This is a genomic window from Variovorax sp. FW305-3-2-15-B-LB1, assembly GCF_058787635.1.
The window spans coordinates 81,073-100,348 of record NZ_JBYSZY010000005.1 but is presented as its reverse complement, the minus strand read 5'-3'; the positions used below and the strand labels follow the sequence as shown (position 1 = coordinate 100,348).

The 19,276-nt window shown below is 68.1% G+C and carries 8 protein-coding genes; all 8 read right to left on the bottom strand.

Going from position 1 to position 19,276, the window contains the following annotated elements; all coding sequences use genetic code 11:
• Window positions 1–117: 117 nt before the first annotated feature.
• Window positions 118–774 (bottom strand): winged helix-turn-helix domain-containing protein, encoded by a 657-nt coding sequence (locus AC3WQR_RS05035; protein WP_062470843.1) that lies wholly within the window; start codon window positions 772–774, stop codon window positions 118–120.
• A gap of 78 nt (window positions 775–852) precedes the next feature.
• On the bottom strand, window positions 853–2,214 hold the full coding sequence (locus tag AC3WQR_RS05030) for a TolC family outer membrane protein (protein WP_492741302.1): 1,362 nt from the start codon (window positions 2,212–2,214) through the stop codon (window positions 853–855).
• Window positions 2,215–2,300: 86 nt separating this feature from the next.
• Entirely contained in the window at window positions 2,301–2,954 is a 654-nt protein-coding gene (locus AC3WQR_RS05025; RefSeq protein ID WP_070059880.1) for an SCO family protein, read from the bottom strand.
• A gap of 29 nt (window positions 2,955–2,983) precedes the next feature.
• Window positions 2,984–4,768 carry a multicopper oxidase family protein gene (locus AC3WQR_RS05020; RefSeq protein ID WP_492741301.1) on the bottom strand — a complete coding sequence of 595 codons (1,785 nt, stop codon included), beginning with the start codon at window positions 4,766–4,768 and terminating at the stop codon, window positions 2,984–2,986.
• A gap of 34 nt (window positions 4,769–4,802) precedes the next feature.
• The gene (locus tag AC3WQR_RS05015) at window positions 4,803–6,140 is read right to left on the bottom strand and encodes an HlyD family type I secretion periplasmic adaptor subunit (protein WP_070059823.1); all 1,338 of its coding nucleotides are present in this window, start codon (window positions 6,138–6,140) and stop codon (window positions 4,803–4,805) included.
• A gap of 36 nt (window positions 6,141–6,176) precedes the next feature.
• A complete protein-coding gene (locus AC3WQR_RS05010; RefSeq protein WP_354347818.1) occupies window positions 6,177–7,859 on the bottom strand; it encodes a type I secretion system permease/ATPase in 1,683 nt (560 codons plus the stop codon).
• A gap of 31 nt (window positions 7,860–7,890) precedes the next feature.
• The gene (locus AC3WQR_RS05005) at window positions 7,891–8,160 is read right to left on the bottom strand and encodes a hypothetical protein (protein WP_157627276.1); all 270 of its coding nucleotides are present in this window, start codon (window positions 8,158–8,160) and stop codon (window positions 7,891–7,893) included.
• Between the two features lie 41 nt (window positions 8,161–8,201).
• Window positions 8,202–19,196, bottom strand: coding sequence for a peroxidase family protein (locus tag AC3WQR_RS05000; RefSeq protein ID WP_492741300.1), 10,995 nt, complete (start codon window positions 19,194–19,196; stop codon window positions 8,202–8,204).
• Window positions 19,197–19,276: the final 80 nt, after the last annotated feature.

Sequence of the window (19,276 nt, the reverse complement as noted above, 5' to 3'; positions counted from 1 at the left end):
AGTGGTGGCGCCATCGGTGAGTGATGGGGCTCTGCGAGTGGTGCGATTCTGGCCAGTCGCACGTCTTAAGGTTGCTATCTTGTGTGCGGCACGCTTACGAGTCTGAAGACGACGGGCTCAGGTATTCAGGCGGTAGCCGACCCCGCGAATCGTGCGGATGATCTGCCGCCCGAGCTTGCGCCGCACGTTGGACAGATGCACTTCCAGGGCGTTGCTCGTGGGGGCGCCGTGAATCCCCTGCACCAGCAATTCCACCTGGGCCTTGGGGACCGTGTGATCGAAGCGCAGCGCGAGCGCCTCCACCAGGTTCCATTCCCGCTCGGTCAGCGCGACAGGCATGCCGCAGCGGACCGTCGTCCGGCTGCCCAGGTCGAACTCGACGTCGCCGCACCGCACGCGCGGCGTTGCCAGGCCCGCGGCCCGGCAACGCAGTGCCCGCACCCGCTCGGCCACCAGCTCGGGGCGGCACGGCATCACCACGAAGTCGTCCGCGCCCGCGTCGAGGACCTCGGCCTGCGCGGTCGGGCCGGGCGCTCCCACCATCAGCATCAGGACCGGGGTGGTGATGTGCTGCACCCGCAACAACCGGACCCAGTCGAGTCCCGATCCGTCGGGCAATTGCGAGCTGACGAGCAGCACGTCGTAGGACTCGTTCTCCAGCATGTCGATGTCGCCGAGCCGCTCGACGCTGTCGATCAGGAACCCGTTCTTGCGCAAGTGCGTGAACAGGCCGTCGTCGACCCGCGCGCGATCCTGAAGCAGAAGCAGTCGCATGGCGTCACCTGCATGTTCAGCGCCGTCATGGCCGCGAGCAGTCGCTGGTGCTGTCGGTACGTGCCATGGCATGCCTCGTCATTGGCGAGCCGGCGTTCTCCTGGACACGGAGACGGGCGCCGCGCTGTCGACCGGGGTGCGGCCGTGGGTTGCAAGCGCGGCATCGATGGCGTTCAGGTCCTCGGGCACCAGCGTGCCGTTGGCCTGCCGCAGCTTGAGATTGCCGAGCAGCACCGAATAGCGCGCCACCGCCAGGTCGCGCTTGGTCTGGAACAGCTGGCTCTGCGCGTTGAGCACGTCGATGTTGATGCGCACACCCACCTGGTAGCCCATGCGATTGGCCTCCAGCGCGATCTGGCTGGAGACCTCGGCGGCTTCGAGCGCCTTCACCTGGCCGGCGGCCGACACCAGCCCCAGGTAGGTGGCGCGGGTGGCCTGCGCGACGCCGCGGCGCGTGGCCTCGAGCAGCGAGCGCGACTGGTCTTCGAGCGCCAGCGTTTCCCTGACGCGGTTCTCGATCGCGTAGCCTGCAAACAAGGGCAGGTTGAGGGAGACGCCCACGGTGACGGCCTTGACCCGCGAGCGACCCGGCGTGGTGTTGGTGCCCTGGGGGTTGTTCGTGACGTTGTAGCCCAGGGTCGCATCGAGCGTGGGCAGGTGGCCGGCCTGCGCCTTCTGCACCTCGAGCCCGGCCACGTCCAGGCCCAGCCGGGCCTGCTGGATCGCTGGGTGCCCGGCATCCGCGTGCGAGGTCCAGACCTCGATGTCGGCGGGCGCGAGCGGAGGCAGCATCACGGGCGCCGCCAGCGGCACGGGCACGCTGCCGGTGCTGCCGACGAGCTGGTCGAGCACGATCTTCTTCACCTGCAGGTCGTTCTCGGCCGCGATCTCCTGGGCGATCACCAGGTCGTAGCGGGCCTGCGCTTCGCGCGCATCGGTGATGGTGGTGGTGCCGACTTCGAAGTTGCGCTTGGCCGAGGCCAGCTGCTCGGCCACGGCCACCTTCTGCGCGCGCACCAGGGCCAGGCTGTCCTGGCTGGCGAGCACGTCGAAGTAGGCCTGGCTCACGCGCACGATGAGGTCCTGCTCGGCGATGGTGAGCACCATCTGCGCCACCTCGGCCTGCCGCTGGCCCTGCTCGTAGGCGGCCCAGTTGGCGGGGCGGTACAGCGGCTGCGTGGCGTTGATGCCGACGCTCTGGGTGTTGAACCCGCGCGTCGTCGCGCTGCCTTCCGTCGAGAGGTCTTGCCGGGTGTGCGAGGCGCCGGCCGACAGGCCGACGGTGGGCAGGATGCCGGCCTTGGACTGCGCCGCCCGCGCCAGCGTGGCCTCGTACTGGGCCCGCGCGCCCTGGTAGGTGGCGTCGTAGCCGCGCGCCGACGTGTAGATCTCGACCAGGCTCTGGCCATGGACGGGCCACGCGAAGCTCGCTGCGAGCACGGCGCCCCATGCCGGGACGAGACGCTTCCCGGTGGCTGGGGCCCGTGAGCCCTGTCCACCGGGTGGGGGTCGGCGCAGGCGCTGGTTCAGACCGTGCTCCGAGGGTCGGCCTGCAAGATGGCGCCACCCGCGCGGCGAACCGCGGCCGGGCTGCGATCGACATGCAGGATGGCGGCCACGATCTGCTCGGGCGCCGCCAGCGCCGGCGCCATCGACCAGCGGTCGTAGACGTCGTTGCCGATGCGCACCATGCCGGTGTGGCGATTGATCTCCTTGTCGACCTTCGGGTCCGGGTCGTAGAAGCCCAGGGCAAAGCGCACGAGGTCGATGTTGCTCCGGCTCCCGGTCAGGAAAAGCCAGCCCGGGTTCACGCTGTGCATCTCGGCGTAGTCGGCCAGGTGCTCGACGGTGTCGATCTCCGGGCGGATGGTGATCGAGTACATGAAGATGTCCCGGCCCACCCGAGAGGCCAGGCGCTCCTGCACGCGCAGGAGGTTGTTGGTCATGAGCGGACAGATGCCTTCGCAGTCCGCGTACATCATGTTGATGGCGACGATCTTTCCCCGGACCAGGTCGTCGTAGAAGTTCACCTTCGCCCCGGTGTGGGTCTTCAGTTCGACGTTCGGCATGCGACGCCCCGGGCGTGCAGCCGTTGCCGGTGCCTCGGCGGAGGCGGGCAGGCCGAACGCGTACAAGGACGCGACGCCCAGTCCGGCGATCAAGTGTCTGCGGTGGTTCATGAGAATCTCCTGAAAGTCATCGGCGTTCTTCACACGATGTCGAAGCGAACCATCATTGCGTGGTCCTCGTGGGTGAGGTTGTGGCAGTGCATCAGGTACTTGCCCGAGAAATCGCGGAAGCGCACGAGCACCCTCACGGTCATGAGTTCGCCGACGACGAAGACGTCCTTGCGTCCGCGCTCGTTCACGGGAATGGGCAGGCTCACGCCGTTGACGCTCTTGCTGAGAATCCGTCCTTCTTCGAAGTGCACGTGGATCGGGTGCTGCCAGCCGTTGTCGGGATTGATGAACTCCCAGATCTCGGCGGTGCCCCGGGTGACCCTGGCTCTGGCCGTGAGCGAATCGAAGAACAGCCCGTTGACGTTCCACATGCCGCTGTTGCGCTGGAACACCCAGGTGCGAACCGGCAGGGCCGCGAGTTCGCTGGCACTGGGCAGGTCGCGCAGCGGGCGCAGCACGCTCGGCACCACGCTCAGGTCGGGCGTCGGGGGCTGGCGATCGACGATGAACTTGAGCACGCGCGTGCCCGGCGACTGCACCGGGCCGGGCCGGCGGGTATCGACCTGTGTGAGCTGGTTGACGAGGTAGAGCGTGGTGTTCAGCGGGAATCGCGAGAAGTCCACCACGATGTCCGCGCGCTCGGCCGGTGCGATCCGCACCCTCAGCTGGTTCACGATCGGTGCCGGCAGCAGGTTGCCGTCGCTGGCGATCTGCGTGTACGGGTACACGATGGTGCCGCCCGTGTTCTGCAGCACGAACTCGTAGAAGCGCGACGGCCCGACGTTCAGCAGCCGCAGCCGGTACTTGCGGCGTGCGACGCGCAGCACCGGCTCGATCTTGCCGTTGACCACGATCTTGTCGCCCAGCACGCCCTCGGGGTTGAGCTCGTCGAAGGTCAGCCGGCCGCCCGAGTCGAATCGCTTGTCCGAGAAGCTCAGGGGGTAGTCGTACGCGCCGCTGGGCAACCGCAGCCCTGTGGTCTCGTCGCCGGTGTCGAGTGCGTCGAAGACCATGTAGCGCCCGAACATGCCCTTGAGCACGTTCGGCGCCGTCACGCCTTCCGTGTGGTCGTGATAGAAGAGCGAGCCCAGGGCTTCGCGCGAATCGCCGAGGCCGCCGAACTCGTCGAAGCCGGCGTAGAGGTTGGGGTAGAAGTGGTCGTTGAAGGTCCCCGGCGCGGTCAGCGTCACGCCGCCCTGGACGGCGCTGTAGAAGTCGCTCGCGAAGCCGTCGCTCTCCGACGGCGTGTGCATGTTGTGCAGGTGCGTGCTGATCTCGGGCGAGCCGAATCCCGTGTGGTTCTGCGGCAGCTGGTTGCGGATGCGGCAGATGACCGACTGCCCGTAGCGCGCGTGGATCGTGGGGCCCGGCGTGGTCACCCCCGGCGTGTTGCCTTCGTAGCCCCAGATGGGCTGCGGGGGGTAGTAGGGGTTGTTGCCGTTGAACAGCCAGGCCGGGTTCTCCTTGGCCGTCAGCTGGTACAGCAGCGGCGTGCCGGCCTTGCCGGGCACGGTCAGTTCCGCGTAGCGCTGGTGCGGTGCACGACCGCACTCGCCGCCCGCGATGTTCGCGTTGAGGGTCGGGGCCGGGGTCAGCGTGGCCAGCGGCGTGAGCGGCGTGACCTGGTTGGGCAGGTCCTCGACCCACGGTGTTGTCGGCGGGCTGGGCGGCAGGGGCGTGGGTTGTGCGCGGGTCTTGCCCGGTGTCAGGACCAGGGGGGCGGCCGTGGCTGCCAGCGAGGCCTTGAGGAACGTGCGCCTCTTGCTGTGGGCGACAGGCGTCACGGGGTCGTGGTGGTTGGAATCCTTGCGCATGATGTATTCCCCTCGTTGACAGAGAACAGCCCCGCTACATCTGCCGTCCCGATCGGCGGATGGTGGAGGTGATGGGCTCGATGACGTACTGCAGCGCGGTCTGCGAGACGCCCGCGATGTAGACCTCGGCGGGCATGCCCGCCTGGAGCTTGAAGTCGCCGATGGCCCTGAGCGACTCGGCGTCGGCCAGGATCATCACGCTGTAGTAGGGCAGGTTGGTCTGGCGCTCGATCAACCGGTCGCCGGCGACATAGGTCACCTTGCCCGTGACCATCGAGGTGTTGCGGTACTTGAAGGCGGTGAACTTCACCCGCGCGCGCTGGTTGAGGTGCACGTTGCTGATGTCTTCCGGACGGATGCGCGCCTCGATCATCAGCTGGGCGTCGCTGGGCACGATGTCCGCGATCGCTTCTCCGGGCCCGACCACCGCGCCGGGCGAGGTGAACTTCAGGTCGATCACTTCGCCGCTGGCCGGGGCCACGACGACCTGCCGCTGCGCCGCGTCGTTCGACTTGCGCTGCTCCTGCTCGATCTCGCCCAGGCGCTGGGTGGTGGCCTTGAGCTGGTCGCTGGCGGCCTTCACGTAGTCGTTGCGGATCGACTGGATCTTCAGGTCGATCTCCACCAGGCGCTGGGCGGCGCGCGCCAGCTCCGTGCGCCGCTCTTCGAGCTTGGCCGCGTACTCCATCACCACCGATTCGAGCTGGGAGATCCGGCTCGACGAAATGAAGCCTTCCTGGATCAGGCCGCGGTTGGCCTCCAGGTCCTGGCGCTGCAGGACGAGCGAGTTCTGCGCCTGCGCGATCTGCGCGTGCACGGCAACGATTTCCTGCTGCACGCGATCGCGCTGCGTTCTCATGAGCGAGGCCGCGCTGTCCAGCGAATGGCGCTGGGCCTGGAACAGCGCCGTCTCCTTGAGCAGGGCCTGGCCGATGCGATCGTCCTGCCGGGCCGCGCGCAGCAGGTCTTCGGGGAAGGCGAGCGTCTTGGCGACGGACTGCTCGGCCTCCAGGCGCACCAGCATGGCACGCTCCAGATGGACGCGGTAGCTCAGGCGGTTGCGGTCGGCGTCCACGCGCACGTCGCCCAGGACCAGGATCGGATCGCCTGCGTTCACATGTTGGCCGTCGCGCACCATGACTTCCCGCACGGTGCCGCCTTCCAGGTGCTGCACCGGACGGCGGTTGAGGTCCACCTTGACGAACGCGGGAGCCACCACCGCCATCGAGAGCGGGGCGAGGCCCATCCACAGGCCCAGGGGCAGGATCGCGCCGAGGATGACCCAGCATCCGCTTCGCGCGAGGCGTCGTGCGTGCTCCCGGCTGCTGCGTGGGGCGGCAACGGGAGGCATCGGGAGTGTGGCGGTGCTCATGGTGCGGGGTCCTTGTTCGCAACGGCGGCGCGGCGCTCAGGCGGCCTTCTGGTCCACGATCGCCTGGGCCTGGCGCTGCATGTCGCGCATCACCTCGCTCGCCGGGCCGAACTGCTGGATGCGGCCCGCGGCGAGCACCAGGATCTTGTCGACGTGGGCGATCAGCGACGGGCGGTGGGTGACGACGACCGAGGTCACGCCCGCCTGGCGCAGGCCGCTCATCGCCTGGGCGAGTGCGACTTCTCCTGCGCCGTCGAGGTTGGAATTCGGCTCGTCCAGGATCACCAGCTGCGGGTTGCCGTACAGCGCACGGGCGAGCGCGATGCGCTGGCGCTGGCCCGGAGACAACCGCGAGCCGTGTTCGCCCACCGGCGTGTCGTAGCCCTTCGGGAGGGTCAGGATCATGTCGTGCGCATTGGCGCGCACGGCGGCGGCAACCACCGCTTCGGAGTCCACCTTGTCCAGGCGCGCGATGTTGTCCGCCACGCTGCCGTCGAAGAGCTCGACGTCCTGGGGCACGTAGCCGATGTAGGGGCCCAGTTCTTCGCGCGGCCAGTACGACACGTCTGCGCCGTCGAGGCGGACCTTGCCGCTGCTGGGGCGCCACACGCCCGTGAGCACGCGCGCGAGGGTCGACTTGCCGGCCGCGCTCGGGCCGACGATGGCCAGGGCCTCGCCCGGCGCCAGCGCGAAGACGATGTTCGAGAGCACCAGGGTGTCCGAGCCGGCTGCGCGGTACGAGATGTTCTCCGCGCTCAGGCGTCCTTCGGGGCGCGGCATGGCGACATGCGGCTCGGTGCGCTCGAAGTCCTTCGACAGTTCCTGCAGGCGCCCGTAGGCCGCCCGCGCCTCGATCAGCGTGCGCCAGCTGCCCACGAGCTGCTCCACCGGCTGCACCGCGCGGCCCAGCAGGATGCTGGTGGCGATCATCACGCCGGCGGAAGCCTGCTGGCTCAGCACCAGGTAGGCGCCCAGGGCCAGCATGAGAATCTGGATGGCCTGGCGCGCGGCCTTGGTCCCGGCGGTGAACGCCACGGTGCTGCGGCTGGCGCTGGTCTGCATGGTCGCGATCTGGTCCTGCAGCGCCCGCCAGCGCACCAGCAGGCGCTGTGTCATTCCCAGGGCCTGCAGCACTTCGGCGTTGCGCAAGGAACTCTCGACGTATTGCGCGGCGCGTCGCCCTTCGTTCTGCAGGGTTTCGAGCGACCGGCGGCTGATGCGGTCGTTGAGCCAGGCCAGGCCGAGCATGAGGAGCGCGGAGAACGCAGCGCCCACGCCGAGCGCGGGGTGGAACATCCAGATCACGAACACGTACACGAACACCCAGGGCGCATCGAACACCGCGATCAGGCCATTGGCGGAAAACACGGCGCGAAGCGCGGCCACGTCGCGGATTCCTTCTGTCCTCACGCCGCTCGGAGCGCGTGCGGCGCGCTCCACGATGGCGTTCACCACCGGTGGGGAGAGTCGCTCGTCCACCATGATGCCCACCACGTTCTGCAGCCGGGTTCGCAGGTAGTCCAGCAGCAGCAGGATGAACAGCGCCACGCCGGTCCCGGCGAGCAGCACCAGCAGCGTTTCATGGCTGCTGGTCGAGATGACCCGGTCGAACACCTGCAGGGTGAAGAACGCGGGCACCAGGAACAGCAGGTTGATGAAGAAGGAGAACGCCGCGATGTACAGCAGCAGCGGTCGCAGTTCCATCCACAGGGTTTTCATGTGCGTCTCCTGTGGTTCTGTGGGGCGTTGCTCAGTTGACCTGCTGGTCTTGGGCCGCGGCCTGCGCCGCGGCTTCCAGCGACTTCACCCGCCGCACCAGCCGGTCGATGGTCACCATCTGCGCCGAGTAGGCGCGCGACAGTTGTTGGGTCGCGTCGCACAGGCCCTGGATGGCGACGCTCAGCTCGTCCTTCTTCGCGTTGACCATGCCGATGCGCGACATGATCAACGTCGCCACCTCGCGCGGGTCGGAGATGGAACGAGGGGCCTGCTGCGGGCTTGCGTTGTTTTTCTCGTCCATGTCGTTCTCCGTGGTCAAGGTCGTTGAAACGTTGGCGGTGCTCATGTCGACAGCACGAAATCGGCCTGCGTGATGGTGTTCGTTCCCACCCCGTTCACACCCATCAGCAGGATGCTTTCCAGGCCGTCGAACTCGACCAGCGTGTCGGCGCCCAGGTCGGTGATGGACACGTTGGCGGCAAAGTTGCCGGCGTTGATCCCCATCGCGGAGATGTTCAGCCGGTCCTGCCCGTTGAGCAGGTTCCCGCTGGCATCGAAGCCGAGGATCGTGTCGTTGCCGAACCCCGGCGCGAACACGAAGACGTCGTCTCCCGTTCCGCCGTCCATGGTGTCGTTGCCCGTGCCGCCGGTCAGCCGGTCCGCGCCCGCCCCGGTGCTGAGGGTGTCGTTGCCGCCACCGCCATCCACCACGTTCGCGGAATTCAGGAGGGCCACGGGCGCGAAGCTGATGTTGTCGTTGCCCTGGCTGCCGATCACGTTCTCCACCGAGCTCAGCGTGTCGGTGCCGGTCTCGGCGCTGGTGGCGGAGGTCGGCGTGACCGTGGCACCGGCCGAGGTGGCGGACAGGTCGTAGGTGTCGTTGCCGATGCCGCCGGCGTAGCTGTCGTTGCCGTCGCCCACCGTGGCGATGAAGGTGTCTGCGCCCGCATCGCCGTCCACCGTGTCGCTGTCCAGCCCGCCGGTGAGCCTGTCGTCGCCCGCCTGGCCGTTGATGGTGTCGTTGCCCGAGCCACCCAGCACGATGTCGTCGCCGGCGCCGGCACTGATGGTGTCGTTGCCGCCCTGGCCGTCGATGAAGTTCGCGCCGCCATTGACGACGATGATGTCGTTGCCCTGGCTGCCGATGATGTTCTCCATCGTGTTGAGCGTGTCGGTGCCGATCTGCGCGCTCGTGGCGAGGTTGACCGTCACCGTCGCGCCGGCCGTGGTGGCCGACAGGTCGTAGGTGTCCACGCCGGCCCCGCCGACATAGCTGTCGTTGCCGTCGCCGATCGACGCGACGAAGCGGTCGTCGCCGCCGCCGCCGTTCAGTGCGTTGGCACCGGTGTTGCCGGTCAGCGTGTCGTTGCCGGCGCCACCGGTCACGTTCTCGATGTTCGCCACCGATTCGAAGCCCGTGGCCGTGCCGGTGGCCAGGTTCACGGTGACGGCCGTGGTCGTGGCACCGTAGCTCAGGGTATCGACGCCGCCCTGGAGGTCGGCCGTGACCGCCTCGACGTCGGTGACGGTGCCGCCCGCCAGGGACGCGATCGCCGTTCCCGTCAGCACCACCGCGAGCGTCTGGCCCAGCGCCGTGCCGGCGATGGTCAGCCGGTCGTTGGCACCCGTGCCGCCGTTGATCGTGTCGGCGCCGTCGCCGACGAGGTAGTGGAAGAGGTCGTCCCCCGCGCCGCCGCTGACCGTGTCGTTGCCGGCGCCGCCGGTGAGCGTGTCGTTGCCCTCGCCACCGGTCACGGTGTCGTTGCCGCCGCCGGCGTCGATGACGTCGTTGCCGCCCTGGCCGTCGATCACGTTCGCACCGCCATTGACGACGATGCTGTCAGCGCCCTGGCTGCCGATGAAGTTCTCGATGGAAGACAGCGCATCGGTGCCCGTCTGCGCACCCGTGGCGGTCGTCGGGGTGATCGTCACGCCTGCCGAGATCGCGGACAGGTCCAGCGTATCGGTGCCGCCGCCGCCGGTGTAGCTGTCGTTGCCGTCGTTCACCGTCGCGACGAAGCGGTCGTCGCCGCCGCCGCCGTTGAGCACGTTGGCCAGCGCATTGCCCACGAGCACGTCGGCACCACCGCCTGTCGTCACGTTCTCGATGCCGGCGATCGAGGTGAAGCCCGAGGCCGTTCCGGCCGTGAGGTTCACCGAGATGGCGGCGGCGCTGGTGTAGGTCAGCGTGTCCACGCCGGCCAGCAGGTCGGCCGTGACCGACTCGACATTGCTCACCGTGCCGCCGGCCACCACCGTGAGCGCGGTGCCGTTGTAGCTCACCGCGAGCGCGTCGGCCGCCGCCGTTCCGATGACGTTCAGGGTGTCCAGCCCCGCACCGCCGTCGACGGTGTCCGTGCCTTCGCCCATCGTGTAGTTGATGGTGTCGTTGCCGGCGCCGCCGGCGATGCTGTCGCTGCCCGCGCCGCCGTCGATGAGGTCGTCCTGGCCGAGGCCGTTGATGGCGTCCGCGCCGCCGCCGCCGAAGATCACGTCCTGGCCTTCAGTGCCCGTGAGGACCTGGGCGGCGTTGTTGGCCGCGATGAAGTCGCCCGTGACCACGGTGGCCGCGGAGCGCACCGTCTCGAGCGCGCCCGCATCGTCCGTGAAGCTCACCGTCAGGCGCAGTTCGCGGTTGACCTGGTCGGCGCCCGGCGTGAAGGTCGCCAGGGTGGCGCCCGCGATGGGCGTGAACCCGGCGCCGCCGCCGCCGACGCCCGTGTTGACGGCCTGTTCCCACTGGTAGCTGAAGACGGCGCCCGTCAGCCCGTCCACGTCGCTGATGCCGAGGGTCGATGCCGTCAGCAGCTGGCCTTCGGTCGGCGTGGTGTCGCTGATCGTCGGCTGCCCGGTGGCCGCGGCGTTGAGGGCCAGCGGCGCGGTCGTGGCGGAGTACACGTTCTCCAGCACGTCGTTGGCATCCTTGTAGACCGCCCGCACGCGCAGCGCCAGGCCGAGCTCGAAGGTCCGTGGCGTGAAGCTCGTGCCCGTGGCCCGCGCCACTTCGCCGCCGGCGTTCTCGATCAGGATGTCTTCGAAGATGCCGGGGCGGACCTCGGCCTGCCAGAAGTAGGCGATGGGGCCGGTGATCGCACCGTCGGGGTTGGTCGCGCTGACGTTGTCCGGATCGGTCACGCCCAGGGCCGACACGGTGAGGGTCGCGCCCAGGGTGGGCGTGGTGTCGCTGAGGGTCAGCTGGCCTTCGGGATCGAGGTTGAAGCCTTCTTCCGCAATGAACGCCGCGCCATCGGAGAACTGCAGGCGCTCGATGTTGCGCACCACGTCGATGCCGTCGGCGCCAGCCACGCCGTCCACGACATGGCTGATGCGCCAGACATCGTTCTCCAGGAAGGTGATCTCGTAGTTGCCGAAGACGTCCGAGAAGACGGCCGTGTCGAAGTCCGGCGCATCCGACATCAGGATCTCGCGGGCAATGGTGAGTTGACCCGGGTTGTAGGTGCCGTCGAAGACGCGCCCCTGCAGCTCGAGGTCGGTCATGGTGTCATAGCTCGCGATCTCGGCGCCCGTTCCGTCGGCGTTCTCCCGCACGCTGATGCGCACGTTCAGCCAGGCATCGCCATCGATGATGTCGTTGCCGCCGCGGCCCTCCAGCAGGTCGCTGCCGCCGCCGCCCAGGATGATGTTGCCGGCGAACGAAGTCACCGGTCCGTCCATCTCCATGCCGACACCGAGCACCTGGTCCAGGAGCTCCTGCAGGCCGTCGATGAGTTCGACGTGGGTCAGCACGCTGCCGGTGGTGCCCGACAGCGCCATCGCGGCCGCATCGTTGTCGTCGCCGCGCAGGACGTCGGCATGCGCCGAGCCCGACATGCCCTCGACCGACGTGAACCGCGCCAGCACGGTCGCGTTCGAGATCGGCACGGGCGTTTCGTCGAAGGCACGAAGGAACAGGTCGGCCGTGACGCCGAAGGCGTCGTCCTTGAACCCGGCCCAGTCGAAGCCGGAGCCGCCTTCGTAGCGGTCCACCTGGCCGCCGTTGCCGAACATGATGTCGTCGCCGCCTTCGCCGTCCATCCGGTCGGAGATCGAGTTGCCGATGAAGACGTCGTGGCCCACCACCTGGTCGCGGGCGAAGGCGTCGAAGTTCTCGCCGGCGCTGCCGTCGGCCATGCCTTTCTCGATCCAGTCGTCGCCTTCGTTGCCGAACACGAACTCGTTGCCGCGGGCGCCGAGGATGAAGTCGTTGCCCGTGCCGCCGAACGCCTCGGACGGGTCTTCGCCGGTGACGATGAAGTCGTTGCCGTGGCCGCCCAGGATCAGGTTGATGCCGTTGCCGCCGTGGATGGCGTCGTTGCCGTCGCCGCCCTGCATGTTGTCGTCGCCACCCAGGTCCGTCATGATGTCGTCGCCGGCCCCGCCGAAGACGAAGTCGTTGCCATCCCCGCCTTCGAGCCGGTCATTGCCGGCGTCGCCCCAGAGCGTGTCGTCGCCGATGCTGGAAATGATGGTGTCGTTGCCTGCGGTACCGCCCAGAACGACGTGGTCCTCACCGCTGTACTGCAGGTAGTTCGGATCGGCCGCTTCGGTGCCGGGGTTGTTGCGCAGCACCAGTGGCGTCAGGCTGCCTTCGGCCGTCGGATCGTCGCGCCCGTCGAGCCCCAGGCCCGTGAACTGCCGGGACGGATCCACCTCCAGCGTGAACCCCGGCGTCGTGAAGATGTCGCCGGGCAGGTGCTCGACATCGGTGTTGGCCATCACCAGCCGGGCGAAGGAGTTGTTCTCCAGCTCGGTGAGGAAGTTCAGGCCCTGCGTGCGCTCCAGGTAGTAGAAGCGGTCGCCGTCCTGCAGCTTCTCCATCTGCTCCTCGAAGACGAAATTGAAGGTCGAGCCCAGCAGGCCGCCGAACGGCATCTGCTTTTCGGCCAGGCCGCCGATCCACAGGTCGATGTCGTCGACGCCGGTGGTCGTGATGCCGGCCTCGTCGGCGTAGGCATTGCGTCCGTACAGGAAGTCGAGCCGGTCCTCCGGCGCACCGATGCCGCCGTAGACCAGCGCCACCGCTGCCGCGCGCTTCTCGATCAGGGTGTCGGCGGCGGCCAGGCTGGCGTGCACGCCGTAGGCCGCAATGAAGTTGACCACCGAGGCCTCATGCTTGATGTGCTGCATGAAGTCGACCCAGTTCGCGTAGGGCTTGAGCTGGCTGTCGCCGGTCACGCTGTAGAAGTCGCGCCGCGCGGCGTTGAGTGTCGGCACGCCGGTGTCGCGCCCGCGCACGATGTTGATCGTCGCCAGGTCGAGCGGCAGGCCGAGCAGGTTGTTGCGCAGGGCCTCGGTCACGAACTCGTCGATCTCGTTGCCCTGTTGCCGCGTGAGGCCGCGCGCGAGCGCGCCGGCCGCTTCATCCGCCGTGATGCCGCTGGCGGCGAACGCGAGCGGATTGAGGAAGGCCTCGATCAGCCCGAGCTGCTGCGTGGGGTCGGCCGTGCCGCCGATCACGTTGAAGTCGACGTCGAAGCGGTCCACCGTCTCCGTCAGCATCGAGTGGCCGAAGCGGTACACGGTGTGGGCGAACTCGGCGACGATCGATGGATCGATCTCGGTGTCGTAGACCTGGGTGGCGGCAAAGAAGATGTCGATCTGCGGCTGCACCTTGCGCGCGAACTCCTCGAACACCAGGTGCTGGTACTGCATCTCGGTGCCGAAGCGGGCCGCCTGGAACAGGCGCTCGCCGTCCCACGAGCCATCGGGCAGGTGCCATTCGGCAATGAAGGCCGCGTCGCCCGACGCCATGATCACCGCCTTGGTGTGCTCGACCAGCCGGTTGTGCTCGGCGTGGAACACATGGTGAATGCTGGTCAGCGCGATGTTTTCGTTCACCCGGCCGTCGCCGGCGATGTAGTGCGCATCGAGCAGTTCGTCGTCGTAGAAGCCCGCGGCCGGTGTGCCGCCGATCTGGTCGTCGGCATCGGCCGTCAGCGCGACGCCCTGGCTGTTCACCGGGTTGGCGGTGTGGGCGATGTCGGCCAGGAACACGTGGCCCGTGCGCACGGCCAGGCTCGCATCGATCGGCGCGCCCGGCGAGCCCGAGGCCAGCGTTCCGCCGGCCTGCAGCACGATCTGCGCGAAGCCGGTCACCGGGTCGGGAATGAAGTTGCCGTACTCGTCGGCCGCCAGCAGCGGCAGGTTGAGCGCGTCGGCATTGTCCAGCGCGATGCCCAGCAGGTCGCGCGCCTGCGCCTTGACCACCGCCCAGGTGGCCATGCCGCCCAGCTCGATGTCGTCGGCCGTGCCGAAGAGACCGTCGGCACCGAGGTCGCGGTTGGTGATCAGCCGCCCGGTGGCGACCGGCTTGCCGTCGGCGTTGAGCTCATAGGCGCGCAGGAAGACCTGGTGCGAGGGGTGCGACGTGTAGGTCTGGTTCTGGTCGATGAAAGGCGTCGTGAGGTTCGTGGCCTCGTGCGTGGTGTCGTCCGCGGTGCCCATGACGCCGTCGGCGCCGGGTCCGGCAACCTGGGTGGCGCGCGTCAGCACCAGGAAGTTGCTGTTGCTGCCCGACACATAGAGCGGATCGTCGGGCTGCAGCGGGACGAAGATGGTGCCGTTGCCGCCCTTGGCCACGAGGTCCAGGCCGTGGTCGAAGAACTGGCCGAAGAAGGTCATGAAGGCGTTGAACGGCGCCGACAGGCCTTCGTCCGGCGCGGTGTTCGGAATGACCAGCAGGGTGCCGACGGGAATCGCCACGCCGTCCAGGTCGTACAGCACACCGTCCACCAGCGTGCCCAGGCCCGCGTCGACGAATGCGCTCACCGCCGCCGGGTTGTTGCTCGTCATGTCGACGATCAGGTTGCTGATGATGCGCGGATCGGCGTCCACCACATTGCCGCTGGGGCCGTAGTCCGTGTTGGTGAGCGTGCCCCCCGGGCCGAGGTTGATGCTGTCACCGTCCTGGTCGTTGCGGAACACCGGATCGACCAGGCGCGGGAACACCTGGTCGGCGGCGCCAAAGCCGGACTGGCCCTGCACCAGGTTGTTGTAGGAGCCGTCCACCGTGCGCAGGCCCAGCGGTGCGCGCGCGTTGTCCAGGATGTCGGTCAGCGCCTCGCCGTTCGCGTGTCGCTCCGAGATCTTGATCTGCTCCAGGATGAACTGCAGGTCGGACTGCAGGAAGCGCACGCCCGCGCTGTCGACCAGCGCGGAGGAAGGCGCCGGCGCCGGCGGCACGACGGCCGCCACGCCGGTGACCGCCGCGGTGGGCGCGGAGTACACGGTTTCCAGCACGCCGTCGGCATCGCGGTAGACGGCCCGCACCCGGATGGCCAGGCCGTCGAAGGGCGCGGTGACCCGGAAGGTCGTGCCGTTCACCGTGGCGGGCTGGCCGCCGCCCAGGTCGATGATGTCGCGGAACACGCCCGGCGCGCGCGTCGGGTCGGCCTCGTACTGCCACGTGTAGCTGATCGGCCCGGTGACCGTGCCGCCAGGGTTGTCCGCATCGGTGAGGGCGGCCGACACGCTCAGGAGCTGGTTGATCTGCGGCGTGTCGTCGCTGATCGTGACCGAGCCGCCCGGTGCGTTGTTGCTGCCGGACAGCAGCTGGACGGTGTCGGAGAACTGCAGCCGCTCGATGTTGCGCAGGATGTCGGTGCCGTCGGTGCCGACGTTGTCGGTGACGGTGGTGCGGCCATCGGCGCCGGTGGTGACGGTGTAGTTGGCGCGCAGCCCGGAGAACATCGCGGTGTCGTAGTCGGCGCTGTCGGACATCAGGATCTCGCGCACGATGCTGAGCTGGCCCGGGTTGATCTCGCCCGAGAGCATGCGCGGCACCAGCTCCTTCAGGCTGTCGACGCTGGTGAGGCCGGGCACGCCCGAGACGGCGATGCGCACGTTGAGCCAGGCGTCGCCGTCGATGATGTCGTTGCCGCCGCGGCCCTCGATGAGGTCGCTGCCGTCGCCGCCCAGGATGATGTTGCCCTCGCCGAACGAGGTCATGCCCGCGGGCAGCAGGCCTTGCAGGCCGTCGATCAGCGCGATGTTGGTGAGCACGCTGCCGGTCCAGCCGGCCTGCAGGATCTCGACGGCGTCGGCGTCGTCGCCGCGCAGGAAGTCGGCGAAAGCCGATCCCGACAGGCCTTCGGTGAAGGCGAAGCGGTCCATCATCGCGGCGTTCGAGTTGACCACCGGGGGCACCACGAAGTCGTTGACGATCATGTCGGCGGTCACGCCGTACTTGTCGAACTTGTAGCTGGCCCAGTCGAAGCCGGAGCCGCCGTCGAAGTGGTCTTCGCCGTCGGAGCCGGTGAAGATGTCGTCGCCGCCTTCGCCGATCAGCTCGTCGAAACCGCCGCCGGAGATCAGGACGTCGTTGCCGATGACGCTGTCTTGCACGAGCGGGTCGAAGCTGTCGCCCGTGGTGCCGTCCTGGGTTCCCAGCTCGATCCAGTCGTGGCCCTCGTTGCCGAATGTCGGCAGGTTGCCCTTGCTGCCCAGGACGAAGTCGTTGCCCTGGCCGGCAAAGACCTCGGAAACGTCCTCGCCGGTGATGATGAAGTCGCTGCCGTCCCCGCCGATGATCAGGTTCGCGCCGTTGCCGCCGTGGATGACGTCGTTGCCCTCGTTGCCCTTGAGCACGTCGTCGCCGCCGCGGTCCGTGATGATGTCGTCGCCCGCGCCGCCCTCGACCTGGTCGTTGCCGTCGCCGGACTCGATGCGGTCGTTGCCGCCGTCGCCGTAGATGGTGTCGTCGCCGATGCTGGCGATCAGGGTGTCGTTGCCGGCGGTACCGCCGAGCACCACATGCTCGTCGCCCGTGTAGCGCAGGTAGTTGGTCTCCACGCCCGCCGTCGTCGGATCGTCCCGTATCACCAGCGGCGTGAGTTCGGTTCCTCCTTCCGTCGGGTCGCCATGGCCGTCCACGCCGATGCCGGTGAACTGGCGCGACTGGTCGATCTCGAGGATCAGGCCCGGGGTCGAGAAGATGTCGGCCGGAAGGTGCGTGGCGTCGGTGTTGAGCATCACCAGCTTGGCGAAGGTGTTGTTCTCCAGTTCGGTGAGGAAGTTGAGGCCGGCCAGACGCGAGAGGTAGTAGAAGCGGTCGCCGTTCTGCAGCGCCTCCATCTGCGATTCGAAGACGAAGTTGAAGGTCGAGCCCAGCAGGCCGCCGAAGGGCATCTGCTCTTCGGCCAGGCCGCCGATCCACAGGTCGATGTCGTCCACGCCCGTGGTGGTGACACCGCCGACCATCGCGTAGATGCCCGTGCTGTTCAGGAAGGCGAGCCTGTCTGCTTCGTCTGCAACGAAGCTGCGCTCCGCGGCCGTGCCGGCGTTGAGAACCACGGTGCCGCCGAAGACGAGTGCGGCCGCCACGGCCCGCTTCTCGGCCATCGTGTCGACGTCCGTGGCGGTCAGCGCGCCATGCGTGCCGTACGCCGCAATGAAGTTGATGACGGAGGCCTCGTGCTTGAGATGCTGCGTGAGGTCGACCCAGCTCGTATAGGGCTTGAGCTGCGGGTCCGCGGTCGAGGTGTAGAACTCCCGGCGCGCTTCGTTGAGCGTGGGAATGCCGGTGTCCCGCCCGCGTGCGATGTTGATGGCGGCGAGGTCCAGCGGCAGGCCCAGGAGTTGGTTGCGCACTGCGTCGGTGACGAACTCGTCGATCTCGTTGCCCACCTGCCGGGTCATGCCGCGCACGATGGCGCCGGCCGCCTGCTCCGGCGTCAGTGCGCCGTCGTTGTTGAACCCGATCGGGTTGAGGAAGGCATCGACCAGCGCGAGATCGCTCGACAGGAAATTGGGGTCCAGCCGGTCCACGGTCTCGGTCAGCATCGTGTGGCCGACGCGGAAGACCGCGTGTGCGAACTCGGCGACGATCGCCGGGTTGATCGTCGTCTGGTAGTTGGTTTCGGCCAGGAACTCGTCGACGGCCGGCTGCATCTTGCGCGCGAACTCTTCGAACACCAGGTGCTGGTACTGCATCTCCGTCGCGAAGCGCGCGGCCTGGAAGATGCGCTCGCCGTTCCATGAACCGTCGGGCAACTGCCATGAGGCGATGAACGCAGCGTCGCCGGTGGCCAGGACGGTGGCCTTGATCTCTTCGGCCTGCCGGTTGTGCTCGGAGTGGAAGACGTGGTGGACGGAGGTCAGGGCGATGTTCTCGTTGCCGCGGCCGTCGCCGGTGATGAAGTGACGGTCCAGCAGCTCGTTGTCATAGGTGCCGGGTTCCGAGAGGCCGACGGCCGAGTCGCTGTCGGGCGCCAGCACGCCGCCCACGAACACGGGCGCCGCGGCATGCGCGATGTCGTTCAGGAAAGCATGGCCGGTGCGAACGCCCACGCTGGCATCGATGGGCGCGCCGGGCGTGCCCGAGGCGAGCCCGTTGCCGTCCGGGTCCAGCGGCCCGCCGACGTCGGCGGCGCGCAGCACGATCTGCGCGAAGCCGGTCACGGGATCGGGGATGAACTTGCCGAACTGGTCCGTCGCCAGCAGGGGCAGGTCCAGCACGTCGGCGTCGTCGAGTTGGATGCCGAGCATCAGCGCCTGCGCCTTGACCTGGGCCCAGTTGGCAAGACCGCCGTCGGCGCCATCGAGCAGGCTGCCCGTGGCCACCGGACGGCCGTTGGCGTCGAGCACGTACTCGCGCAGGAACACCTGGTGCGAGGGATGCGAGGTGTAGGTCTGGTTCTGATCGACGAAGGGCGTGGTCTGGTTGGTCTGGTCGCCGTTCGCATCGCGCGTGGCGCGCGACAGGATCATGAAATTGGGGGCGCCGGGGGCCGTACTGAACAGCGGATCGTCCGGCTGCAGCGGCATGAAGATCATCTCGGTGCTGCTCTTGTTGACCAGGTCGAGGCCGTGGTCGAAGAACTGGCCGAAGAAGGTGAACCATGAATTGAAGGGCGCCGACAGGCCTTCGTCGGGGCTGGTGTTCGGAATCTCCAGCAGCGTGCCGGGGGGAATGACGACGCCCTGGAGGTCGTACAGGACGCCGGCTGCGTCGAGCGTTCCGAGGCCCGCGGCCACGAAGGCGCTCACCGCCGCGGGGTTGTTGCTGGTCATGTCGGCGACCAGGTTGCTGATCAGCCGCGGGTCGGCATCGACCACGTTCCCGGCGCTGCCGTAGTCCGTGTTGGTGATCCCTGCGAAGGCGTCGTCCTGCTCGTTGCTGTAGGTCTGCGGCACCAGCTGCGGGAACGGGTTGTCTGCGGAGCCGTAGTCGCTCTGGCCCGGCATCAGGTTGTTGTAGGACCCGTCGACCGTCCTGAGGCCGAAGGGCGCAAAGGCGTTCGGGACCAGGCTGGCGGGGTCTGCTCCCGCTGCTTGTGCTTCCGCAATGAGAATTTGTTGAAGAATGAATTCGAGATCGGACCTGATCAGCGTGGCCATTTCTATTCTCCTCAAGACGAACGACTTTCAATGCAGCCCCGGTCCCGCCTACATGGCGAAAAGGCTCATGTAGCGTGGCT

Excerpts from the sequence above, each read along its gene's own strand:
- AC3WQR_RS05035 (WP_062470843.1), bottom strand. The coding sequence starts at position 774 with ATGCGACTGCTTCTGCTTCAGGATCGCGCGCGGGTCGACGACGGCCTG.
- AC3WQR_RS05000 (WP_492741300.1), bottom strand. The coding sequence starts at position 19,196 with ATGGCCACGCTGATCAGGTCCGATCTCGAATTCATTCTTCAACAAATT.
- AC3WQR_RS05010 (WP_354347818.1), bottom strand. The coding sequence starts at position 7,859 with ATGAAAACCCTGTGGATGGAACTGCGACCGCTGCTGCTGTACATCGCG.
- AC3WQR_RS05025 (WP_070059880.1), bottom strand. The coding sequence starts at position 2,954 with ATGAACCACCGCAGACACTTGATCGCCGGACTGGGCGTCGCGTCCTTG.
- AC3WQR_RS05020 (WP_492741301.1), bottom strand. The coding sequence starts at position 4,768 with ATGCGCAAGGATTCCAACCACCACGACCCCGTGACGCCTGTCGCCCAC.
- AC3WQR_RS05005 (WP_157627276.1), bottom strand. The coding sequence starts at position 8,160 with ATGGACGAGAAAAACAACGCAAGCCCGCAGCAGGCCCCTCGTTCCATC.
- AC3WQR_RS05015 (WP_070059823.1), bottom strand. The coding sequence starts at position 6,140 with ATGAGCACCGCCACACTCCCGATGCCTCCCGTTGCCGCCCCACGCAGC.